Origin of the sequence: Microbacterium sp. 18062, assembly GCF_902706225.1 — a bacterium.
Taxonomy (GTDB): Bacteria; Actinomycetota; Actinomycetes; order Actinomycetales; family Microbacteriaceae; genus Microbacterium.
On the sequence record NZ_CACSKB010000012.1, the window covers coordinates 20,529 to 39,569 of the forward strand.

Genomic DNA, 19,041 nt, shown 5'->3' on the forward strand with positions numbered 1-19,041 from the left:
TCATCGCTTGGCCGTGATGCGGTCCGAGAGGGCGGGGATCACGGTCTCGCCGTAGACCCGCAGCGTCTCCTCCTTGTTGTCGTGCTGGAGGTATCCGGCGAACTGCGTCACGCCGAGCTCGCGCAGCTTTTCGAGCTTCGCGATGTGCTGATCGGCGGTGCCGAGGATGCAGAACCGGTCCACGATCTCATCGGGCACGAAGTCGACGTGGTCGTTGCCGGACTTGCCGTGCGAGTTGTAGTCGTATCCCTCGCGCCCCGCGATGTAGTCGGTGAGGGCCGCCGGCACGTCTCCGTCCGCGCCGTACTTCGCGACGATGTCGGCGACGTGGTTGCCCACCATCCCGCCGAACCAGCGGCACTGGTCCCGCATGTGGTCGATGTCGTCGCCGATGTACATGGGGGCCGCGACGCAGAACGCGATCGACTCGGGGTCGCGTCCGGCGGCGGCCGCCGCATCCTTGACGACGCGGATCATCCACTCGGCGATGTCGAGGTCGGCCAGCTGCAGGATGAAGCCGTCGCCGACCTCGCCGGTGAGCTTCAGCGCGAGGGGGCCGTAGGCGGCGACCCACACGTCGAGCTCCGAGCCGCGGCTCCACGGGAACTGCAGCGTCGCGCCGTTGTGCTCGACCGGTCGCGAGTTGCCGAGCTCCCGGATGACGTGGATCGCCTGGCGCAGCTCCTTCAGCGTCGTCGGCTTGCCGTTCGTCACCCGCACGGCCGAGTCCCCGCGGCCGATGCCGCAGATCGTGCGGTTGCCGTACATCTCGTTGAGCGTCGCGAACACCGATGCGGTGACCGTCCAGTCGCGCGTCGCCGGGTTCGTCACGAACGGCCCCACCGTGATGCGCTTGGTGGCGTTCAGGATCGCCGAGTGCACGACGTATGGCTCCTGCCAGAGCAGGTGCGAGTCGAAGGTCCATACGTGGCTGAACCCGTGCGCCTCGGCGAGCTGGGCGAGCTGCACCGTGCGGGCGGCGGGCGGGTTCGTCTGCAGGACGACGCCGAAGTCCATGTCGTGCCCCTTTCGTGTCGGGTGAAGGGCGGCGGATGCGGTCAGATGAGGTACTGGCTGAGCCCGCGCTTGATGTATGCGCCGTGGCCCTTCGATCCGACGTAGCCGCTGTCGTCGACGACGACGGCACCGCGCGAGACGACGGTGTCGACGTGCCCGTCGATCTCGAAGCCCTCCCAGGCCGAGTAGTCCATGTTCATGTGGTGCGTCCTGCCCGCTCCGATGCCGATCGAGGTGTGACCGTTCGGGTCGTACACGACGACGTCGCCGTCGGCGCCGGGCTGGATGACGCCCTTCTTGCCGTACATGCCGAACATCCGCGCGGGCGTGGTGCTGGTGAGCTCGACCCAGCGCGGGAGGGTGATCCGCCCCGTGACGACCCCCTGGTACATGAGGTCCATGCGGTGCTCGACCGATCCGATGCCGTTCGGGATCTTCGAGAAGTCGCCGATCCCCATGTCCTTCTGCCCCTTCATGCAGAACGGGCAGTGGTCGGTCGAGACCATCTGGATGTCGTTCGTGCGCAGGCTCTGCCACATGTGGTGCTGATGGCCCTCGTGCTTCGAACGCAGCGGTGTCGAGCACACCCACTTGGCCCCCTCGAAGTCCCCCCATTCCTCGCTCGACGCGCCGAGCTGGTCCTCGAGGGAGAGATAGAGATACTGCGGGCAGGTCTCGCCGAAGACGTTGAGGCCGCGGTCCCGGGCGGCGGCGATCTGCTCCACGGCCTGCTTCGCGCTCACGTGCACGACGTACAGCGGCGCACCGGTCAGATCGGCGATCATGATCGCGCGATGCGTGGCCTCCTCCTCCGCCTGCCACGGGCGGGTCGTGCCGTGGAAGAACGGCGTCGTCCTCCCCTCGGCGAGGGCCTGCTGCACGAGCACGTCGATGATGGCGCCGTTCTCGGCGTGCATCATCATCATCGCGCCGTTGTCGGCGCCCTTCTGGAAGGCCCGCAGGATCTGGCCGTCGTCGGAGAGGAAGACGCCCTTGTAGGCCATGAACAGCTTGAAGCTCGTGACCCCCTCGGCGATCAGCTCGTCCATCGCGGTCAGCGACGAGTCCTGCACGTCGGAGAGGATCTGGTGGAACCCGTAGTCGATCGCGCAGTTGCCGGCGGCCTTCTCGTGCCACGCCCGGTACTGGTCGAGGATGTTCTGCTCGGGGTACTGCACGACGAAGTCCACGATGCTCGTGGTGCCGCCGATCGCGGCGGCCCGCGTGCCGGTCTCGAACGTGTCGCTCGCGTTGGTGCCGCCGAACGGCATCTCCATGTGCGTGTGCGCGTCGATCCCGCCGGGGATCACGTACTTGCCGGTCGCGTCGATGACGGTGTCGACGGATGCGGCCAGGTCGTGGCCGAGCAGCGTCGAGCCGGGAGCGAGCACCGCGGCGATCGTCTCGCCGTCGATCAGGACATCGGCGGCGCCGGTGCCGGTCGCGTTGACGACGGTGCCGCCGGTGATGAGGGTCGTGGCCATGGTGTGCTCCGCTCGCTCAGGGGGTCGTGATCTCACCGTAGGAGTCGGGCCGGCGATCGCGATAGAACTGCCAGTCGTCGCGCATCTGCTGCACGAGGTCCATGTCCAGGTCGCGGATGACGAGCTCCTCGTGCTCGCCGGATCCGAGGTCGCCGACGTAGTTGCCGCGCGGGTCGACGATCTGGCTCCTGCCGTAGAAGGTGACGGCCTCGTCGCCGTACTCGTTGTCCTCGCGGCCGACGCGGTTCGGCGCCAGCACGAAGTAGCCGTTCGCGACCGCGGCGGCGGGCTGCTCGACCTCCCAGAGGCGGTTCGACAGGCCCGGCTTCGTGGCGTTCGGGTTGAAGGCGAGGTGGGCGCCGTTCAGCCCCAGCTCGCGCCACGCCTCGGGGAAGTGCCGGTCGTAGCAGATGATGACGCCGACCTTGCCGACCGCGGTCTCCCACACGGGGTACCCGAGGTTGCCCGGGCGGAAGTAGAACTTCTCCCAGAACTTCTCGACGTGCGGGATGTGGTTCTTCCGGTAGATCCCCTTGACGGAGCCGTCCGCATCCACCACGACGGCGGTGTTGTAGTAGACGCCGGTCTGCTGCTCCTCGTAGATGGGCAGCACCATGACCGTCGACAGCTCCTTCGCGAGTGCGGCGAAGCGCTGCACGATCGGGCCGTCTGCGGGCTCGGCGTAGCGGTAGTACTTCTTGTCCTGGGTGATGCCGAAGTACGGACCGTAGAAGAGTTCCTGGAAGCACAGCACCTGCGCGCCCTGGGCCGCCGCATCCCGGGCGAAGACCTCGTGCTTGTCGAGCATGGAGGCCTTGTCGCCCGTCCATGTCGTCTGCGTGATCGCTGCGCGAATCGTCGTCATCGTCCGCCTCCAGGGTGTGGGGTGCCGCGTCGTCGGGAGCCGTGCCGCGACGGTGGCCGGCGGGGCGGCCGGCGCCTCCGCGCTGTTCTGTTATCTTTCGGGTTGAACATTTCTCTTCGGTTTCGTCCTGTGACGCGATGGTAAACGCTGGCGTCCTGCGCCGGTAGAGCGGAGCTGTCGATGCGTCTTCCCGCGGATTTCCCCGATCGCTCGCCGCAGGGGATCGCCGCGGTCATCGCCCGGCTGGTGACCGACGGCGTCCTCGCCCCCGGGGACCGACTGCCGACGGTGCGCGAGATCGCCGCCGATCTGGGCGTGAGCCCGGCGACGGTCAGCTCCGCCTGGCAGGCGCTCGCCCGTGCCGGCGTCGTCGTCTCGCGGGGACGCGCGGGCAGCTTCGTCCGTGCCCCGCGACGAGACTGGCTGACCCGGCGGCTGCAGGGATTGGCGGGGCCCGTCGATCCGGCGGTGCTCGATCTGTCGTCGGGCACGCCCGATCCGGCGCTGCTGCCGGCCCTCGGCGACGCGTTCGCCAGGGTCTCGCTGCGCGCGGATGCGGGCCGCTATCACGACCTGCCGGTGCTGCCCGAGCTCGCCGCGGTGCTCGAGGCGTCGTGGCCGGCGCGGACCGAGACGATCACGGTCGTCGACGGAGCGCTCGACGGGATCTCCCGGGTGCTCGGCCAGGTCGTGCGGTTCGGTGACCGGGTGGCCGTCGAGTCCCCGGGCTTCCCGTACTTCTTCGACCTGCTCGACGCGCTGGGGGCCGAGGCCGTGCCGCTCGAGCTCGACGACGAGGGCGTCGTGCCGGCCTCGCTGACCCGGGCGCTCGCGCAGCATCCGTCCGCCGTGATCCTGCAGCCGCGGGCGCAGAACCCCACCGGCGCCTCGATGACGACCCGGCGCGCGCAGCAGCTCGCCGGCGCGGTGCGCGCCGCACGGGACGGCGACCGGGTGATCCTCGTCGAGGACGACCACTCCGGCATGATCGCGATGGCGCCCGACGTCACCCTCGGCCGCTGGCTGCCCGATCAGGTCGTGCATGTGCGCAGCTTCTCGAAGTCGCACGGGCCGGATCTGAGGATCGCGGCGCTCGGCGGGCCGCGGCGCGTCGTCGACCGCGTGATCGCGCGCCGCATGCTGGGCCCGGGGTGGACGTCGCGGCTGCTGCAGGCGGTGCTGCTGGACATGCTCACGCGCACCGAGGCGGTCGAGGCGGTGCGCGCGGCGCGGCTGACCTACCGCGACCGGCAGGAGGCTCTGGTCGGAGCCCTCCGCCGTCACGGCATCGCGCTCCCGCCGCCGGACGGCATCAACCTGTGGCTGCCGGTCGCCGACGAGCGCGCCGCCCACGTGCACCTCGCCGCGGTCGGCATCGCCGTCGCCGCGGGCGGGCCGTTCCTCGCCGGGGGCGCCGCGCCGGACGCGGACGGGCCGTACGTGGACGGCGCCGCGCCCGGGTTCGTCCGGGTGACCGGTGGCCTCGTGACCCGGGGCGCCGCGGCCGTCGCGGCGGAGCTGGTCGCCGCATCCCGCGCCACCGGCTGAGGGCGGCTGCCGGCTCGCTGGGCACGGCCCGGCCGGCGGGCGCGCCCGCTGCGCGACCCCGACCCGCCGCGCATCGTGATGCTCACGACGTTCGATCTCGACGAGGCGGCGGCCCGCGCCATCCGCCAGGGGGCGAGCGGGTTCCTGCTGAAGGACGCCGACCCGGAGTTCCTGCTCGCCGCCATCCGCACGGTGCACGCGGGGTCCGCGGTGATCGCGGCCGCGGCGACCCGCGAGCTGTTCGCCCGGTTCCCGGATGCGGCGCCCCGCTCCGCGCCGCCGCAGTACGGCGCGCTCACCGAGCGCGAACGCGAGATCTTCGCACTCGCCGCCCGGGGGCTCTCTAACGCCGAGATCGCGGAGCGCGAGTTCCTCTCGGAGGCGACCGTGAAGACGCACATCAGCCGCATCCTGGGCAAGCTCTCGTTGCGCGATCGCGTTCAGCTCGTGGTCTTCGCCTTCGAGCACGGCCTCGCCTGAAGGCGCGGTCGCCGTGGCGCGTGCGGCACGGGGCGGCGCCTTGCCCGACGGTCTGCGTCGGGGATGGTCGCCAGTCGTCGGGCGATCTGTTGCGCAAGCGCCTCCTGCGTCCCATCTGTTCACACGAGCCCCACCCATCCGACGACTGAGGGGGAGCCATCGGATGGAAAGTGGGCTGGTGCCGCGTCAGTCCGCGGCCGGCTCGGGATCGTGCGCCCAGGTCGGAGCGAGAGCCCGGATGCGGGCCGCCCGCCACTGCCAGGCGCTCCAGAGCAGCGGCCACAGGGCCGGAGCCGCCCGTCCGCCGATCACGAGCCGGTCGCGCCAGAGCGTCTTGCCGGGCTCGTCCGGCGCCGTCGACACGGCCATCTGGTGGTCCCACACATCGAGCGCGGCGAGGGGCCCGGTGAGCGGGGCTCCGCTGTCGCGGAGGATCCTGACGTCCCCCTGCGCGTCCTCGGTCGAACGATCGCTCACCGAGATGAGCTGAGAACCGAGCGGCACGAGACCGCCGAAGAAGAGGCCGACGGCCGCATCATCGCCGGGCGACCAGCTGGTCGGCAGGGGGGCGAGCGGCTGCATGTCGACGAACGGACCGTAGATCTCGGCGACCGCCCGCGGCGAGTGCAGCGCGCGCCACGCTGCATCCGGATCGCAGTCGATCGTGAACTTCAGCAGGATGCGCACGACCCCAGTGTCGCACCGCACCCGTCCGGCGCGGCCGGGGCTGACCGGGCGTTCGCGCGCCGGTAGGCTGCGTCGCTCGTCGCTCGTCTACCTCCGTCTGCCCCCTGCCGCTCGGCCGCCCGTCGCCGCGGCCCGCCGCTCCACGGTCTGCAACGCCCGCTTCGTTCGCCGCCGCTCGTGCACGGGAAGCCGCCGCGCCCATGCCCCGCCGTCCATGGGCCCCTGTCGCGGACCGTCATGCGACGGGCGCGCCACCGGTGCGCGCAATACGCTGGGCGGATGCCTTCCGCGTTCGACCAGTCCCGCTATCAGATCCGCTTCGAGTGGGGCGCCGAGGGGCTCGCCCGGCTCGCCGCATCCGATGTCGTCGTCATCGTCGACGTGCTGTCGTTCTCATCGCGGACGGCGGACGCGATCGCCGACGGAACCGCGGTGGACCTCGCCGACGTGCGGGGCCGGGACGACGCAGCGGATGCTGCGGAGGTGGCGGCCGCCGCCGCCGCGGCCGGCGCCCGCGTGCTCGTCGGCGGGCTCCGCAACGCCTCGGCCACCGCCCGTGCGGTGCTCGCCGAACAGCAGGCGCGCGGCGCGCGCACGTCGATCACGGTGATCGCCGTAGGGGCGCGCACGGATGCGGGCGTGCGGTTCGCGGTCGAGGACCAGCTCGGCGCCGGCGCTGTGATCGACGCCCTCGGCGCGCTCGGCCTCGACCACACCTCGCCCGAGGCGGCCGCATCCGCTGAGGCGTTCCGTGGGCTCCGGAGCGCGGTGCGGCACCTGCTCACCGCGAGCGGGTCGGGTCAGGCGCTGCTCGATGCCGGCGCGCGCGACGAGGTGCTGGCGGCGGCGCAGCTGGATGCGACGGATGCGGTGCCCGCCCTGCAGGGGGGCGTGTTCTCCGCGGTCTGAGCCCGGCTCGTCTTCGGGTCGGCGACCTGGACCGTTTCCGAGGTTCGCCGCTTCTCGGTCCCCGAGCGGGGAGCGCGGCGACGAGACGAGGGGTCGCCGTGCGTCCGTTCCGCTGGTGCGCTTCGTCTCGCTGCGCTCGTCCGGCGACCGGGTCCTCTCCATCCGCGGGTGGGCGGCGGTGTCAGGAGCCGCGGAGCCTGCGCCCGGCGAGCCCCGACCCGGGAGGCTCAGCGTGGTGTCATCGCGGCGAGCCGTTCGGCGGGCGTGATCTCTCGCCGCGTCCAGGTGAAGACGTGGCGGGCGTCGAAGCGGGGTGCGCACAGGGCGCAGGACGTCGTGCGGGTGGCCTTGCGATGCCGGTATGCGACGTGGCCCGCGGGGCAGACGCCCACCCAGCGCGCGAGCTCGGTCGCCGTCTCGCCGCGATGGGTCGTGCCACCGGTGTAGCCGAGCTCCCGGGCCGCCTTCTTCCAGCGCGGGCCGTGCCCCGCGGCCGGTCCCGCCAGGGCGTGCGCCACCTCGTGCAGCAGCGTCTGATGGTTCACGTCGTCGTCGTAGCGGGCGGCGAGGTAGCGCGAGACGCTGATGCGTCTGCGCCCGAAGTCGCACAGCCCCGCTCGGCGCTTGGCGTTGTCGAACCCGAAGGCCCAGGACTCGTCGAGATGGAGGGCGATCAGCGCGTCAGCCCAGACGCGCACACGATGCAGATCCGACATGATCGGGATGATAGAACGTATCTACGACACTCAGCTGGCGACGGACGCGGCCACGCGCCGGCGGTCGACCGAGTCGATCGCGAGGAGCGTCGACTCGAGCTGCTCCTCGGGGGCCCCGGCCTGCTGGCGGAGGAAGAGGGTGCGCTTGAAGTCGGCGCGCGCGCCGTCGAGGTCGTCGCCGTCGAGGCGCACCTTGCCGCGGTGCTGGTAGGCGAAGGCGGCGATCCCCGCCCAGCCCTGGCCCTCGGCCTCCTCGGCGCAGGCGGTCAGCTCCTGATCGGCGGCCGCGAGCTGACCGCGTTCCTGCTGGACGGTGGCGTGCAGGATGCGGGCGCGCAGCAGGTCCTTGCGGGTTCCGGCCATGCGGGCCGTGCGCACCGACTGGTCGGAGACGAGCAGCGCGTCATCCAGCTCGCCGGTGACCTTCAGCAGCCAGACGCGCTCCATCAGGGCGGGAAGGCTCCGCTGCGGGCCGATCTCGTCGAGGCGGTCGCGGCATTCGCGCAGGTCCACGATCTCGCGCAGCGTGTCCGGGTGGTATCCCCTGATGTAGCTCACGACTCTCCTCTCCGCGTCGGCGACGCCTCGGCCCCCTCGCCCTGGCACCTCGGCCCCTCAAGTGTGCCTGAAGCCCCGCTCATCCCCGATGAGGGCGCGCCGCGGTATCCGGTTCGCCCCGAGACCTGCGACTCAGGACTGGGCGCGGCCCCAGAACACGAATCGGCGGCCGAGCAGCATGACGAGACCGTTCAGGAGAATGCCCATCAACGCGATGATGACGACGAGCGCGAAGACTGTCGGCAGGTCGTAGTTCTCCTGGGCGACGATCACGAGGTACCCGAGTCCCTCGTTCCCCGCGGTGAACTCGCCGATCACCACGCCGACTGCGACCAGAACGGCGGCCGTCTCGCTCCCTGCGACGATGAACGGCAGGGCCGAGGGGAACTCCACGAGTCGGAACCGTTGGAACCGGCTGGCTCCGGCGGCGGCCATGAGCTTGTGCGTCTGTCCCTCGGCGCGCGCGAGACCGGCGAGCGTGCCGACGATGACGGGGAACATGCCGATCGACACGGCCATCACGACGCGCGAGGTCATGCCGAGGCCGAACCAGATCACGAACATCGGTGCGAAGACGACGCGCGGCGCGGCGTTGAGGGCGAGGACGTACGGGTAGAGCGTCAGCATCGCCAGCCTCGACTGCGCCAGCAAGGTGCCTATGGCCACCCCGAGGCCGACCGCGACGACGAGGCTCACCAACAGGGCGGATGCGGTCTGCCACGCGAACGCCGCGCTCGCACCGCCCGTGAGGACCTGGGTGAGGATGTCGACGACACGGCTTGCGACCAGCGACGGCCGCGGCATCACGAGGGGGCTGATGAGACCCGTCGCGGTGAGGACCTCGACGATCGCCACGACGATCGTCCCGAATCCGACCACGAGGAGCGAGCGCCCCAGGAATGCGAGCGCTGCGCGGGACGGCAGTCGTCCGGAGTCCAGGACCGCCAGGGTGGCAGTGGTGTTCTCTGTCGTGGTCATGCCGCCTCCACCAGCCCCTCTCGCAGCGCTTCCCTGATCCGGAGCACGAGGTCGCCGAAAGCGGGATCGGTCATGCGCTCGTGCAGGCGCGGCCTCGGCAGGTCGATGGATATGTCGGCCACGACGCGCCCCGGCCGCGGTGCCATCACGATGACCCGGTCGGAGAGCAGGACCGCCTCCTGGATGTTGTGCGTGACGAAGACCGCGGTGAAGCCCTCCGTGCTCCAGATGCGCTGGAGCTCGTCGTGCAGCGATTCGCGGGTGAACTCGTCGAGCGCGCTGAACGGCTCGTCGAAGCACATGAGCGGCGATCGGGTGAACAGCGCACGGGCGATTGCGACGCGCTGCTGCATGCCTCCCGACAGCTCCGAGGGGTACCGGTCGGCGAAGTCGCCGACGCCTACGAGATCCAGCAATGCGTCCGCCCGCGCGCGCACCTCGTTCCGGACCGGTCGTGGACGTCGCATCGCGGCCGGCCCGCATGCGGCCAGCAGGGTCACGTTCGACCGCACCGTGCGCCAGGGCAGGAGGGTGGGTGCCTGCAGCACGACCGCCGGGCGTTCCGCCGAGGTTTCCGCTCCGTCGTGCTGGTCGCGGCCGTCCAGAAGGACCCGACCGGTCGTCGGGGCCGTCACGCCGAGCAGGATATCCAGCAGCGTGGTCTTCCCGCATCCACTGGGACCGACCAAGGAGACGAACGTCCCGTGGGGTATCGCCAGGTCGACGTGCGCCACCGCCCGCACCGGTCGTCCGCTTCGCGTTTGGTACGACTTGCCTATTGCATCGAATATGACGTCCATGGGCGTTCATGTCCTCCGTCGTGGTCGGATGGTCAGTGGTTCAGCCCTTTCGCCGCGGCGACATCACCCGCCCTCGCCGCGGCCCGAAGAGCATTCAGGTCGAAGGCCCATACGGCGGCGCGCGCATCGTCGTCGACGATGTCCTGTGCGGTCAGCGTGCTGCCGGGCGAGAACACCTGGATCTGTGCGTCCAGGACGTTCGGGTCGATGTCCCATTCGGTGTGGAGCTGCTCCAACGAGTCCACGATGCCGATGCTCATGGTCTCGATCGCCGCATCCCTGTCTGTCACAGCCTCCGGCTGCACCTCGGCGAGCAGGTCGATCGCGCTGTCGAGGTTCTCCTCCGACCAGACGAATGCCTTGGCGATCGCCCGGGCGATGCGTGTGCCGACGTCGATGTGGGCACGGTCGGCGAGGAACCCGGAGTTGACGAACTCGTCGAAGTGGGCGCTCGGCAAGCGGCGGACCGCGGTGCCCGTCTGCGTCTTGACGAAGTTCTCGTTGAGCGGCGACGCGTACATCGCGTCGATGTCGCCCGACACCAGTGAGGCGGCGACGGTCGCTCCCTGCCCGAGACGGACCAGCTCGTAGTCGTCTTCTTCGAGCCCGGCGTCGGTGAGCATCGCGGTCGCCGGTGCGACGTCGCCCTCGTCGCGGATGCCGATCTCCTTTCCGCTGAGACCGGCGTACGACGTGATGGGTGAGTCGTCGAGGACGCTGATCCGGAAGGGCCAGCGGTCGCTGAATCCGAGATACACCAGATCGGCGTCGTCGGACTCGATCACGGGAAGCGCGAGGGACAGCTGGGCTCCCGCATACTCGACGCTCCCGGTGGCGATCGCCTGCGCAGGGTTGTTCCCCGGCACCGAGCCGACGAGCTCGACCTCGAGGCCCTCCTCCTCGTAGAAGCCCAGGGGCTCGGCGATGTAGTAGTACATCCACGCGAGGGCGGAGGGGGACGGCGTGGCTACCGTCACGTGCGCGAGGTCGTTCGTCGCGGAGGGTGCGGGGCCCGTGCAGCCGGCGACGAGGGCTGCGGTGAGCACCAGGGCCGAGGCGGCGCCGACGGAGCGCATGAATGAGAACACAATTCCTCCTTGAATCGTGTGGGATCGCGGGATGGCTGAGGCCGACCCGCGTTTGGATCGCCCCCCATTATGTTGTCGCGTGAGTTCGGAGCAGAAGTATCAATGAGGCGCGGACTGATACGCGTTCTCGCATGTATAAGTTCTCATGTATGCATGCGGAAAGCAGGCGCGCCAGATGCCGTCACGGCGCCCGCGCCGCGCTCAGCGCTCGAAGATCGACGAGGCGGGCCGCGGCGACGGGGTGGCGTCCGCATCCGTGGCCGGGATCGCGCCGCGCACGAAGTCGTCGAGCTCCTCGCCGTGGGCGACCTTCGCCGGATGCGGACCCGCAGCCATCAGCCGCGGAAGCCACTCGGTCGGCAACGGGGCGGCGGATGCGGCGATCACCAGGTTGCCGAACCTCCGGCCCTTCAGCGTCTGCACCTCGGCGAGCAGCGCGACCTCGGGGAGCACCGCCCGCACCGTGGCGACCTGACGCCTGGCGAACGCGAGCCCCGCGCCGTCGGCGACGTTCACGAGCAGCACCCCGTCGGGGGCGAGCAGGTCGGCTGCGGCGCGGTAGAACTCGACGGTCGTCAGGTGCGCGGGGGTCTGGGCGCCGGCGTACACGTCGGAGACGAGAAGGTCGACCTTGCCGGTCATGGCGTCGGGCAGCCGACCGAGACCCTCCCGGGCGTCGCCGATACGGATGCGGATGGCCGCGCCCCGGGGCAGCGGCATCTCCGCCCGCACCAGCTCGACGAGCGCCGGCTCCAGCTCGATGACCTGCTGGCGCGATCCGGGCCGAGTGTGCTCCACGTACCGCGGGATCGTGAGCCCCCCGCCGCCGAGGTGCACGGCGGTGAGGGGCTGCCCCGGCATCCGGAGCCGGTCGATCACGGCGCCCATCCGCGCGACGTACTCGAAGTGCAGGTGGGTCGGATCGTCGAGGTCGACGTGCGATTGGGGCGTCCCGGCCACCTCGAGCTCGTACCCGCTCGTGAAGCTCGACGGCACGACCCGGGCGATCGAGCCGTCGGAGAGGCGCGCCTCGGGCCGGGGGACATCCTCGCGCCGCGCCCGTGCCATGCACCCACCGTAGCCCCGCCCCCGCACCGCCGGCAGTGCGTCGCCGCCCCTCCGCCGTCACCCACCATGTCGCCACCATCCGAGGCCTCGATCCGACGCCTCCACCCACCCGTCCGGACCGGACGGGCGCTACCGTGGGGCCATGCGCGCGATCGACCTCAACGCCGACCTCGGCGAGACGGTCGACGGGGTGCCGACGGCCGACGACGAGGCGATGTTCGCGGTCGTCTCGAGCGCGAACGTGGCGTGCGGCGGCCACGCCGGCGACGACCTCTCCATGCGGGACTCCGTCGCGCGTGCGCAGCGTCACGGCGTCGCGATCGGGGCGCACCCCTCGTATCCCGATCGCCCCGGCTTCGGCCGCGCCGCGATGACGATGGATGCCGAGGGCCTCCGCGAGAGCGTCGCGCAGCAGCTCGCCGCCCTCGGAGCCGCCGGCGCCGATATCCGCTACGTGAAGCCGCACGGCGCGCTCTACCACGCGGCGGGGATCCACCCCACGGCGGCGGCCGCCGTCGTCGCGGCGGTCGCCGACCTCGCCGCCGATCTCGGCCGGCCGCTGCCCGTGCTCGGCCTCGGCGACGAGCTGGCTCGCGCGACCAGGGCCGTAGGCCTCCCCTTCCTCCGCGAGGCGTTCCTCGACCGCGGATACACCGCATCCGGCGCGCTCGTGCCCCGCGGTGCTCCCGGCGCGCTCCTCTCCGATCCGGATGCGGTCGCCGACCGCGCGCTGCGGCTCGTGGAGCACGGCGAGATCGTCGCCGTGGACGGAGCGATCGTGAGTCCGGATGCGGCATCCCTCTGCCTGCACGGCGACAGCCCCGCGGCGGTCGCGATGGCGCGGGCCGTGCGCGCGGCGCTGGCCGCAGCCGCGGTCGAGGTGCGCGCGCCGTGGTGACCGGCGGACGCCGCCGCATCCTGCCGATGGGGGAGCGGGCGGTCCTCGTCGAGCTCGACGGCCTCGACGGAGTGCTGGCGCTCGCCGCCGCGCTCGCCGCATCCCCGCTCGCGGGCATCGACGAGGTCGTGCCCGCCGCGCGCACCCTGCTCGTCCGGTATGATCCGGCGCGCGTCGGGCAGGCGCGGGTGCGCGCCTGGGTGGCGGATGCGGCGCCCGCGCCTGCATCCCTGCCCACGGCCTCCACGTGCCCGACGGGCGCCGCTCCCGAACCGGCTGCTCCCGAACCCTCCGCTTCGGCAACCCGCTCCGCCGCACGCTCGACGGTCGTCGAATCCGCGCCCGACGACGTCGTCCTCGACGTCATCTATGACGGCCCCGACCTCGCCTCGGCGGCGGCGGCGCTCGGCCTCTCCGCCGACGAGCTCGCGGAGCGGCACTCGCGCGCCCGCTGGCGGGTGGCGTTCACCGGCTTCGCCCCCGGGTTCGGCTATCTCGTCAGCGACGACTGGCCCTACGAGATCCCGCGGCTGGATGCTCCGCGGCCGCGGGTGCTGCCGGGCTCGGTGGGGCTCGCGGGAGCGTTCAGCGGTGCCTATCCTCGGGAGACCCCGGGCGGATGGCGCCTCATCGGCACGACGTCCGCGACCTTGTTCGATCCGGCATCCGCCGATCCCGTGCTGCTCTCCCCGGGCACCTCCGTGCGATTCCGCGCGGTCACGCGCTCGTCTCGCGTGACCTGCTCCGCCGGACCGCCCGCCGTCCCGCGTGTTTCCGACGAGGCGCCGCCCGCCGATCCTGCTCTCGAGCTCTGCGCCGCCCGCGCTTCGGGAGAGCGCGACGACTCCGGCGCTCCGGGCGGGTCCAGCGCCTCGGAGAGTCCCCGCTCCGCGGAGGCCCACGTCGAGTCGCGCGCGCCCGACCGATCCAGCATCCGTGTCGCGCCCGGCTCGCCCGAAGCTCCGCCCCGCACCGCCGGCCGAGCCGGCACCTCCGGCGCCACGCCCCTGGCCCCGGACGCGGCCCGGGTGACCGGATCGGCTCCCGGGGCCTTCCGCGTCGAGCGGGCCGGGGCGGCGACCGTGCAGGACCTCGGCCGGCCCGGGCGGGGCCGCCTGGGCATCGCGCGCTCCGGATCGCTCGACCGAGGAGCGCTGCGGCTCGCGAACCGGCTCGTCGGCAACGCCGAGGATGCGGCGGCGATCGAGGTCGCGCTCGGCGGGCTCGCCGCTCGCGCCCACCGCGACCTGTGGATCGCGATCACGGGCGCCTGGGGGCCGATCCGCCTGGCCGGCCGCCCGGTCGACAGCTACACCGCCGTGCGCTGGCCCGCCGGGGAGGTCCTCGAGATCGGCTGGCTCACGCACGGAGCCAGGGCCGTCCTCGCGGTGCGCGGCGGCATCGAGGCGTCCGCATCCGTCGGCTCCCGGTCGACCGACACGCTGGCCGGCCTCGGCCCCGCCGCACTCCGCGCCGGCGACGAGCTTCCGGTCGGCGCCGAGCCTGCCGCACCCGTGCCGTCCCTCGACATCGCCCCGTGGGGCTGGCCGCCCGACCCGGTCGAGGTCGACCTCATGCCGGGGCCTCGGGCCGACTGGTTCGCCGCATCCGCGCATCGGGCGCTCTTCGACGCGGACTGGACGGTGTCGGCGCAGGCCGACCGGATCGGGATGCGGCTCGACGGCCCGATGCTCGACCGCATCCGGCCGGGCGAGCTGCCGAGTGAGGGGATGGTGCCCGGTGCGCTGCAGGTGCCGCCCAGCGGGCGCCCCGCCGTCCTGCTCGCGGACGGACCCGTGACCGGCGGATACCCGGTGATCGCGGTGGTGACGGATGCCGCGCTCGACCGCCTGGCGCAGGCCGCGCCGGGTGCCCGCCTCCGCTTCCGCCGCGCCCTGCGCTGACCCGCCCCGCCCCTCCGTCACCTCCCGCGACGGCGCCAGTTACCCGGGATGGCGCCTACCACCTGGTATGGCGCCGATTACCTGGGATGGCGCCTCGAACTTCACGCGCCATCCCCGGTAAAGAGCGCCATCGCGGTCGTGGTGTGAGCCCGAGCCCGCACCCGAAACCCGCGCACACGCGAAGGAACAACCAAGGAACCCCCCGCGCGTATACCGCAGGTCGGGAAGGTCGTCAAGAATGCGACTGGACATGGCGTGCCCTGGCGCCTATAGTTGGTAGTTGCGCTCTAGATCCCCCTGTCTTCATATGGTGGTCGGCTGTGCGAACGTGCCCCCGCAGATAGCGGCGTGCGGTGCGGACGCTTCGGGGATGATCGAGCACTCCATCCGATACAGAGGCCAGCCGCGAGGCGGAGGACCTCTGCATCATCACGGAATGTCAGTGACCCGCCTCACTGACACGAGGATCACGAGGCCCTTTCGGGCCATGGAGGTTATCCCTTGGCTGCCGCGCCCCACGCAAGCACCCCCACCACCAAGACCCCCCGGAACGGACGCGGAGCATCCCGCCTCTCGTTCGCCAAGATCTCCGACACGCTGACGGTCCCCGACCTCCTCGCGCTGCAGACCGAGTCGTTCGACTGGCTGGTCGGCAACGACGCATGGAAGCAGCGCGTCGCCGAGGCCGAGGCCGCGGGCCGCACCGACGTGCCCGGCACGAGCGGTCTCGAGGAGATCTTCGAGGAGATCTCCCCGATCGAAGACCTCAGCGAGACGATGCAGCTGAGCTTCACGAACCCCTACCTCGAGCCCGAGAAGTACTCCATCGAGGAGTGCAAGGAGCGCGGAAAGACGTACGCCGCGCCGCTCTACGTCGAGGCCGAGTTCATGAATCACCAGACCGGTGAGATCAAGACCCAGACCGTCTTCATGGGCGACTTCCCCCTGCAGACCGGCAAGGGCACGTTCATCATCAACGGCACCGAGCGCGTCGTCGTGTCGCAGCTCGTGCGTTCCCCGGGCGTCTACTTCGACCGCGTCGCCGACAAGACGAGCGACAAGGACATCGTGTCCGCCCGCGTGATCCCCAGCCGCGGCGCCTGGCTCGAGTTCGAGATCGACAAGCGCGACCAGGTCGGCGTCCGCATCGACCGCAAGCGTAAGCAGTCCGTCACCGTCTTCCTGAAGGCCCTCGGCCTGTCCAGCGAGGACATCCTGAGCGAGTTCGCCGGTTTCGCCTCGATCGAGGAGACGCTCGAGAAGGACACCATCCTCACCAAGGAGGATGCCCTTCGCGACATCTACCGCAAGCTCCGTCCGGGCGAGCAGGTCGCCGCCGAGGCCGCCCGCGCGCTGCTGGACAACTTCTACTTCTCGCCGAAGCGCTACGACCTCGCGAAGGTGGGTCGTTACAAGATCAACCAGAAGCTCGGTCTCGACAAGCCGCTCAGCGACTCGGTGCTGACCGTCGAGGACATCGTCGCGACGATCAAGTACCTCGTGCGCCTGCACCGCGGCGACGCCACGTTCGAGGGCGTCCGCGCGGGCAAGACCGCGGACATCCGCATCGACATCGACGACATCGACAACTTCGGCAACCGCCGCATCCGCGCGGTCGGCGAGCTCATCCAGAACCAGGTCCGCACGGGTCTGTCGCGCATGGAGCGCGTCGTCCGCGAGCGCATGACCACGCAGGACATCGAGGCGATCACGCCGCAGACCCTGATCAACGTGCGACCCGTCGTGGCGGCGATCAAGGAGTTCTTCGGAACGTCGCAGCTGTCGCAGTTCATGGATCAGAACAACCCGCTCGCGGGCCTGACCCACAAGCGGCGCCTCTCGGCGCTGGGCCCGGGCGGTCTGTCGCGCGAGCGTGCCGGCGTCGAGGTCCGCGACGTCCACCCCTCGCACTACGGCCGCATGTGCCCGATCGAGACTCCGGAAGGCCCGAACATCGGCCTGATCGGCTCGCTCGCGTCGTTCGCGCGGATCAACTCCTTCGGTTTCATCGAGACCCCGTACCGCCGCGTCGTCAGCGGCCTGGTCACGACGGACATCGACTACCTGACCGCGAGCGAGGAGAACGACTTCATCGTCGCGCAGGCCGGTGCCGAGCTCGACGCCTCGGGCCGCTTCACGCAGGACCGCGTCCTGGCCCGCCGCGGACAGGGCGGCGAGGTCGACCTCTTCCCGGTCGACGAGATCGGCTACATGGACGTCTCACCGCGCCAGATGGTTTCCGTCGCGACGTCGCTCATCCCGTTCCTCGAGCACGACGATGCGAACCGCGCGCTCATGGGCGCGAACATGCAGCGTCAGGCCGTGCCGCTCGTGCGCAGCGAGTCGCCCGTGGTCGGCACCGGCATGGAGGGCTACGCCGCGATCGACGCCGGTGACGTCGTCACCGCGCAGAAGTCCGGTGTCGTCGCCGAGGTCTCGGCCGACGTCGTGACCATCCAGCTCGACGAGGGCGGCACGCAGGACTACTTCCTGCGCAAGTTCGACCGCTCGAACCAGGGCACGTCCTACAACCAGCGCGTCATCGTCTCGGCGGGCGACCGCATCGAGGCCGGCGAGGTCATCGCCGACGGCCCGGCGACGGAGAACGGCGAGCTCGCGCTCGGCAAGAACCTCCTCGTCGCGTTCATGACGTGGGAGGGTCACAACTTCGAGGACGCCATCATCCTGAGCCAGGAGCTCGTGAAGGACGACACCCTCTCCTCGATCCACATCGAGGAGTACGAGGTCGACGCCCGCGACACGAAGCTCGGCAAGGAGGAGATCACGCGGGACCTCCCGAACGTGAGCCCCGACCTGCTGAAGGATCTGGACGAGCGCGGCATCATCCGCATCGGCGCCGAGGTCCGCCCCGGCGACATCCTCGTCGGCAAGGTCACCCCCAAGGGGGAGACCGAGCTGAGCGCCGAGGAGCGACTGCTCCGCGCGATCTTCAACGAGAAGAGCCGCGAGGTCCGCGACACGTCGCTGAAGGTGCCCCACGGCGAGCAGGGCACGATCATCGCGGTCAAGGAGTTCAACGCCGAGGACGGCGATGACGAGCTCGGCTCGGGCGTCAACCGCCGTGTCGTGGTCTACATCGCCCAGAAGCGCAAGATCACCGAGGGCGACAAGCTCGCCGGCCGCCACGGGAACAAGGGCGTCATCGCCAAGATCCTGCCCGTCGAGGACATGCCGTTCCTCAGCGACGGCACGCCGGTCGACGTGATCCTGAACCCGCTCGGCATCCCGGGGCGCATGAACTTCGGCCAGGTGCTCGAGCTCCACCTCGGCTGGATCGCCCAGCAGGGATGGAAGGTCGAGGGCACCCCCGAATGGGCCGCCCACCTGCCCGAGGTCGCCCGCGAGGCGTCTCCCGGGACGAAGGTCGCCACCCCGGTGTTCGACGGCGCGTTCGAGGACGAGATCGCGGGTCTGCTCGACTCGACGCTCCCGACCCGGGACGGCGAGCGACTCATCGACCGCACGGGCAAGACCCGTCTGTTCGACGGTCGTTCGGGTGAGCCGTTCCCGGCGCCCATCTCGGTCGGCTACATGTACATCCTGAAGCTGCATCACCTGGTGGACGACAAGATCCACGCGCGCTCCACCGGTCCGTACTCGATGATCACGCAGCAGCCGCTGGGTGGGAAGGCGCAGTTCGGCGGACAGCGCTTCGGCGAGATGGAGGTGTGGGCGCTCGAGGCATACGGTGCCGCGTACGCCCTCCAGGAGCTCCTGACGATCAAGTCCGACGACATCCTCGGCCGCGTGAAGGTCTACGAGGCGATCGTCAAGGGCGAGAACATCCAGGAGCCCGGCATCCCCGAGTCGTTCAAGGTGCTGATGAAGGAGATGCAGTCGCTCTGCCTGAACGTCGAGGTCCTCTCGGCCGACGGCACGCCGGTCAACCTCCGTGACACGGACGATGACGCGTTCCGCGCAGCAGAAGAGCTGGGCATCAACATCTCGAGCCGCTTCGAGTCCTCGTCGATCGACGAGATCTAGGGCTCTGGATGTCGGCTCGGCGACGCATGCCCGCGA

The 19,041-nt window shown here is 70.9% G+C and carries 15 protein-coding genes and 1 pseudogene; 6 read left to right on the forward strand and 10 right to left on the reverse strand.

Annotated elements, in window-relative coordinates; all coding sequences use genetic code 11:
* Genes GVL03_RS06345 through GVL03_RS06355 form a run of 3 tightly spaced genes read right to left on the reverse strand, consistent with a single transcriptional unit; the run spans position 1 to position 3,366 of the window.
* Positions 1–1,017 carry a TIGR03842 family LLM class F420-dependent oxidoreductase gene (locus tag GVL03_RS06345; protein WP_159500155.1) on the reverse strand — a complete coding sequence of 339 codons (1,017 nt, stop codon included), beginning with the start codon at positions 1,015–1,017 and terminating at the stop codon, positions 1–3.
* Positions 1,018–1,058: 41 nt separating this feature from the next.
* Complete coding sequence (gene hydA / locus GVL03_RS06350) at positions 1,059–2,501, reverse strand: dihydropyrimidinase (RefSeq protein WP_159500156.1); 1,443 nt, start codon at positions 2,499–2,501, stop codon at positions 1,059–1,061.
* 16 nt (positions 2,502–2,517) lie between these two features.
* Complete coding sequence (locus tag GVL03_RS06355) at positions 2,518–3,366, reverse strand: nitrilase-related carbon-nitrogen hydrolase (RefSeq protein ID WP_159500157.1); 849 nt, start codon at positions 3,364–3,366, stop codon at positions 2,518–2,520.
* 180 nt (positions 3,367–3,546) lie between these two features.
* Between GVL03_RS06355 and GVL03_RS06360 the strand changes: the two genes are divergently transcribed.
* Both GVL03_RS06360 and GVL03_RS06365 read left to right on the forward strand, forming a co-directional pair.
* A complete protein-coding gene (locus tag GVL03_RS06360; protein WP_159500158.1) occupies positions 3,547–4,914 on the forward strand; it encodes a PLP-dependent aminotransferase family protein in 1,368 nt (455 codons plus the stop codon).
* A 54-nt stretch (positions 4,915–4,968) separates the two neighbouring features.
* Positions 4,969–5,394: pseudogene (locus GVL03_RS06365) on the forward strand (LuxR C-terminal-related transcriptional regulator); the annotation flags it as partial.
* Between the two features lie 186 nt (positions 5,395–5,580).
* On the opposite strand, the gene GVL03_RS06370 reads toward GVL03_RS06365, so the two are convergent.
* Positions 5,581–6,081, reverse strand: coding sequence for a hypothetical protein (locus tag GVL03_RS06370; RefSeq protein WP_159500159.1), 501 nt, complete (start codon positions 6,079–6,081; stop codon positions 5,581–5,583).
* A gap of 279 nt (positions 6,082–6,360) precedes the next feature.
* On the opposite strand from GVL03_RS06370, the gene GVL03_RS06375 reads away from it, so the two are divergent.
* Positions 6,361–6,990 carry a 2-phosphosulfolactate phosphatase gene (locus tag GVL03_RS06375; protein ID WP_159500160.1) on the forward strand — a complete coding sequence of 210 codons (630 nt, stop codon included), beginning with the start codon at positions 6,361–6,363 and terminating at the stop codon, positions 6,988–6,990.
* 227 nt (positions 6,991–7,217) lie between these two features.
* On the opposite strand, the gene GVL03_RS06380 is transcribed toward GVL03_RS06375, so the two are convergent.
* The 6 genes from GVL03_RS06380 to GVL03_RS06405 all read right to left on the reverse strand — a co-directional run bounded on the left by GVL03_RS06380 (position 7,218) and on the right by GVL03_RS06405 (position 12,198).
* Positions 7,218–7,706: a SprT-like domain-containing protein gene (locus GVL03_RS06380; protein WP_159500161.1), complete on the reverse strand. Its 489-nt coding sequence runs from the start codon at positions 7,704–7,706 to the stop codon at positions 7,218–7,220.
* Between the two features lie 30 nt (positions 7,707–7,736).
* A complete protein-coding gene (locus GVL03_RS06385; protein WP_159500162.1) occupies positions 7,737–8,264 on the reverse strand; it encodes a hypothetical protein in 528 nt (175 codons plus the stop codon).
* A gap of 132 nt (positions 8,265–8,396) precedes the next feature.
* Entirely contained in the window at positions 8,397–9,242 is an 846-nt protein-coding gene (locus tag GVL03_RS06390) for an ABC transporter permease (protein WP_159500163.1), read from the reverse strand.
* Complete coding sequence (locus GVL03_RS06395) at positions 9,239–10,042, reverse strand: ABC transporter ATP-binding protein (protein WP_159500164.1); 804 nt, start codon at positions 10,040–10,042, stop codon at positions 9,239–9,241. Before GVL03_RS06395 ends, GVL03_RS06390 begins: the two co-directional genes overlap by 4 nt.
* 32 nt (positions 10,043–10,074) lie before the next feature.
* The gene (locus tag GVL03_RS06400; RefSeq protein WP_159500165.1) at positions 10,075–11,130 is read right to left on the reverse strand and encodes an ABC transporter substrate-binding protein; all 1,056 of its coding nucleotides are present in this window, start codon (positions 11,128–11,130) and stop codon (positions 10,075–10,077) included.
* A 201-nt stretch (positions 11,131–11,331) separates the two neighbouring features.
* Positions 11,332–12,198: a spermidine synthase gene (locus GVL03_RS06405; RefSeq protein ID WP_159500166.1), complete on the reverse strand. Its 867-nt coding sequence runs from the start codon at positions 12,196–12,198 to the stop codon at positions 11,332–11,334.
* A gap of 142 nt (positions 12,199–12,340) precedes the next feature.
* Here GVL03_RS06405 and GVL03_RS06410 point away from each other — a divergent pair, with 142 nt between their 5' ends.
* From GVL03_RS06410 to rpoB, 3 genes are all read left to right on the forward strand, one after another.
* Positions 12,341–13,096: a 5-oxoprolinase subunit PxpA gene (locus tag GVL03_RS06410; protein WP_159500167.1), complete on the forward strand. Its 756-nt coding sequence runs from the start codon at positions 12,341–12,343 to the stop codon at positions 13,094–13,096.
* The gene (locus GVL03_RS06415) at positions 13,090–15,000 is read left to right on the forward strand and encodes a 5-oxoprolinase/urea amidolyase family protein (RefSeq protein ID WP_235038043.1); all 1,911 of its coding nucleotides are present in this window, start codon (positions 13,090–13,092) and stop codon (positions 14,998–15,000) included. Before GVL03_RS06410 ends, GVL03_RS06415 begins: the two co-directional genes overlap by 7 nt.
* A gap of 501 nt (positions 15,001–15,501) precedes the next feature.
* A complete protein-coding gene (gene rpoB / locus GVL03_RS06420) occupies positions 15,502–19,005 on the forward strand; it encodes a DNA-directed RNA polymerase subunit beta (RefSeq protein WP_159500168.1) in 3,504 nt (1,167 codons plus the stop codon).
* The last annotated feature ends 36 nt before the right edge of the window (positions 19,006–19,041 follow it).

Bases quoted from the DNA above. Each gene is read 5' to 3' on its own strand.
- GVL03_RS06390 (WP_159500163.1), bottom strand. From the start codon at position 9,242: ATGACCACGACAGAGAACACCACTGCCACCCTGGCGGTCCTGGACTCC.
- GVL03_RS06345 (WP_159500155.1), bottom strand. From the start codon at position 1,017: ATGGACTTCGGCGTCGTCCTGCAGACGAACCCGCCCGCCGCCCGCACG.
- GVL03_RS06360 (WP_159500158.1), top strand. From the start codon at position 3,547: ATGCGTCTTCCCGCGGATTTCCCCGATCGCTCGCCGCAGGGGATCGCC.
- GVL03_RS06405 (WP_159500166.1), bottom strand. From the start codon at position 12,198: ATGGCACGGGCGCGGCGCGAGGATGTCCCCCGGCCCGAGGCGCGCCTC.
- GVL03_RS06375 (WP_159500160.1), top strand. From the start codon at position 6,361: ATGCCTTCCGCGTTCGACCAGTCCCGCTATCAGATCCGCTTCGAGTGG.
- hydA (WP_159500156.1), bottom strand. From the start codon at position 2,501: ATGGCCACGACCCTCATCACCGGCGGCACCGTCGTCAACGCGACCGGC.
- GVL03_RS06355 (WP_159500157.1), bottom strand. From the start codon at position 3,366: ATGACGACGATTCGCGCAGCGATCACGCAGACGACATGGACGGGCGAC.
- GVL03_RS06380 (WP_159500161.1), bottom strand. From the start codon at position 7,706: ATGTCGGATCTGCATCGTGTGCGCGTCTGGGCTGACGCGCTGATCGCC.
- GVL03_RS06395 (WP_159500164.1), bottom strand. From the start codon at position 10,042: ATGGACGTCATATTCGATGCAATAGGCAAGTCGTACCAAACGCGAAGC.
- GVL03_RS06410 (WP_159500167.1), top strand. From the start codon at position 12,341: ATGCGCGCGATCGACCTCAACGCCGACCTCGGCGAGACGGTCGACGGG.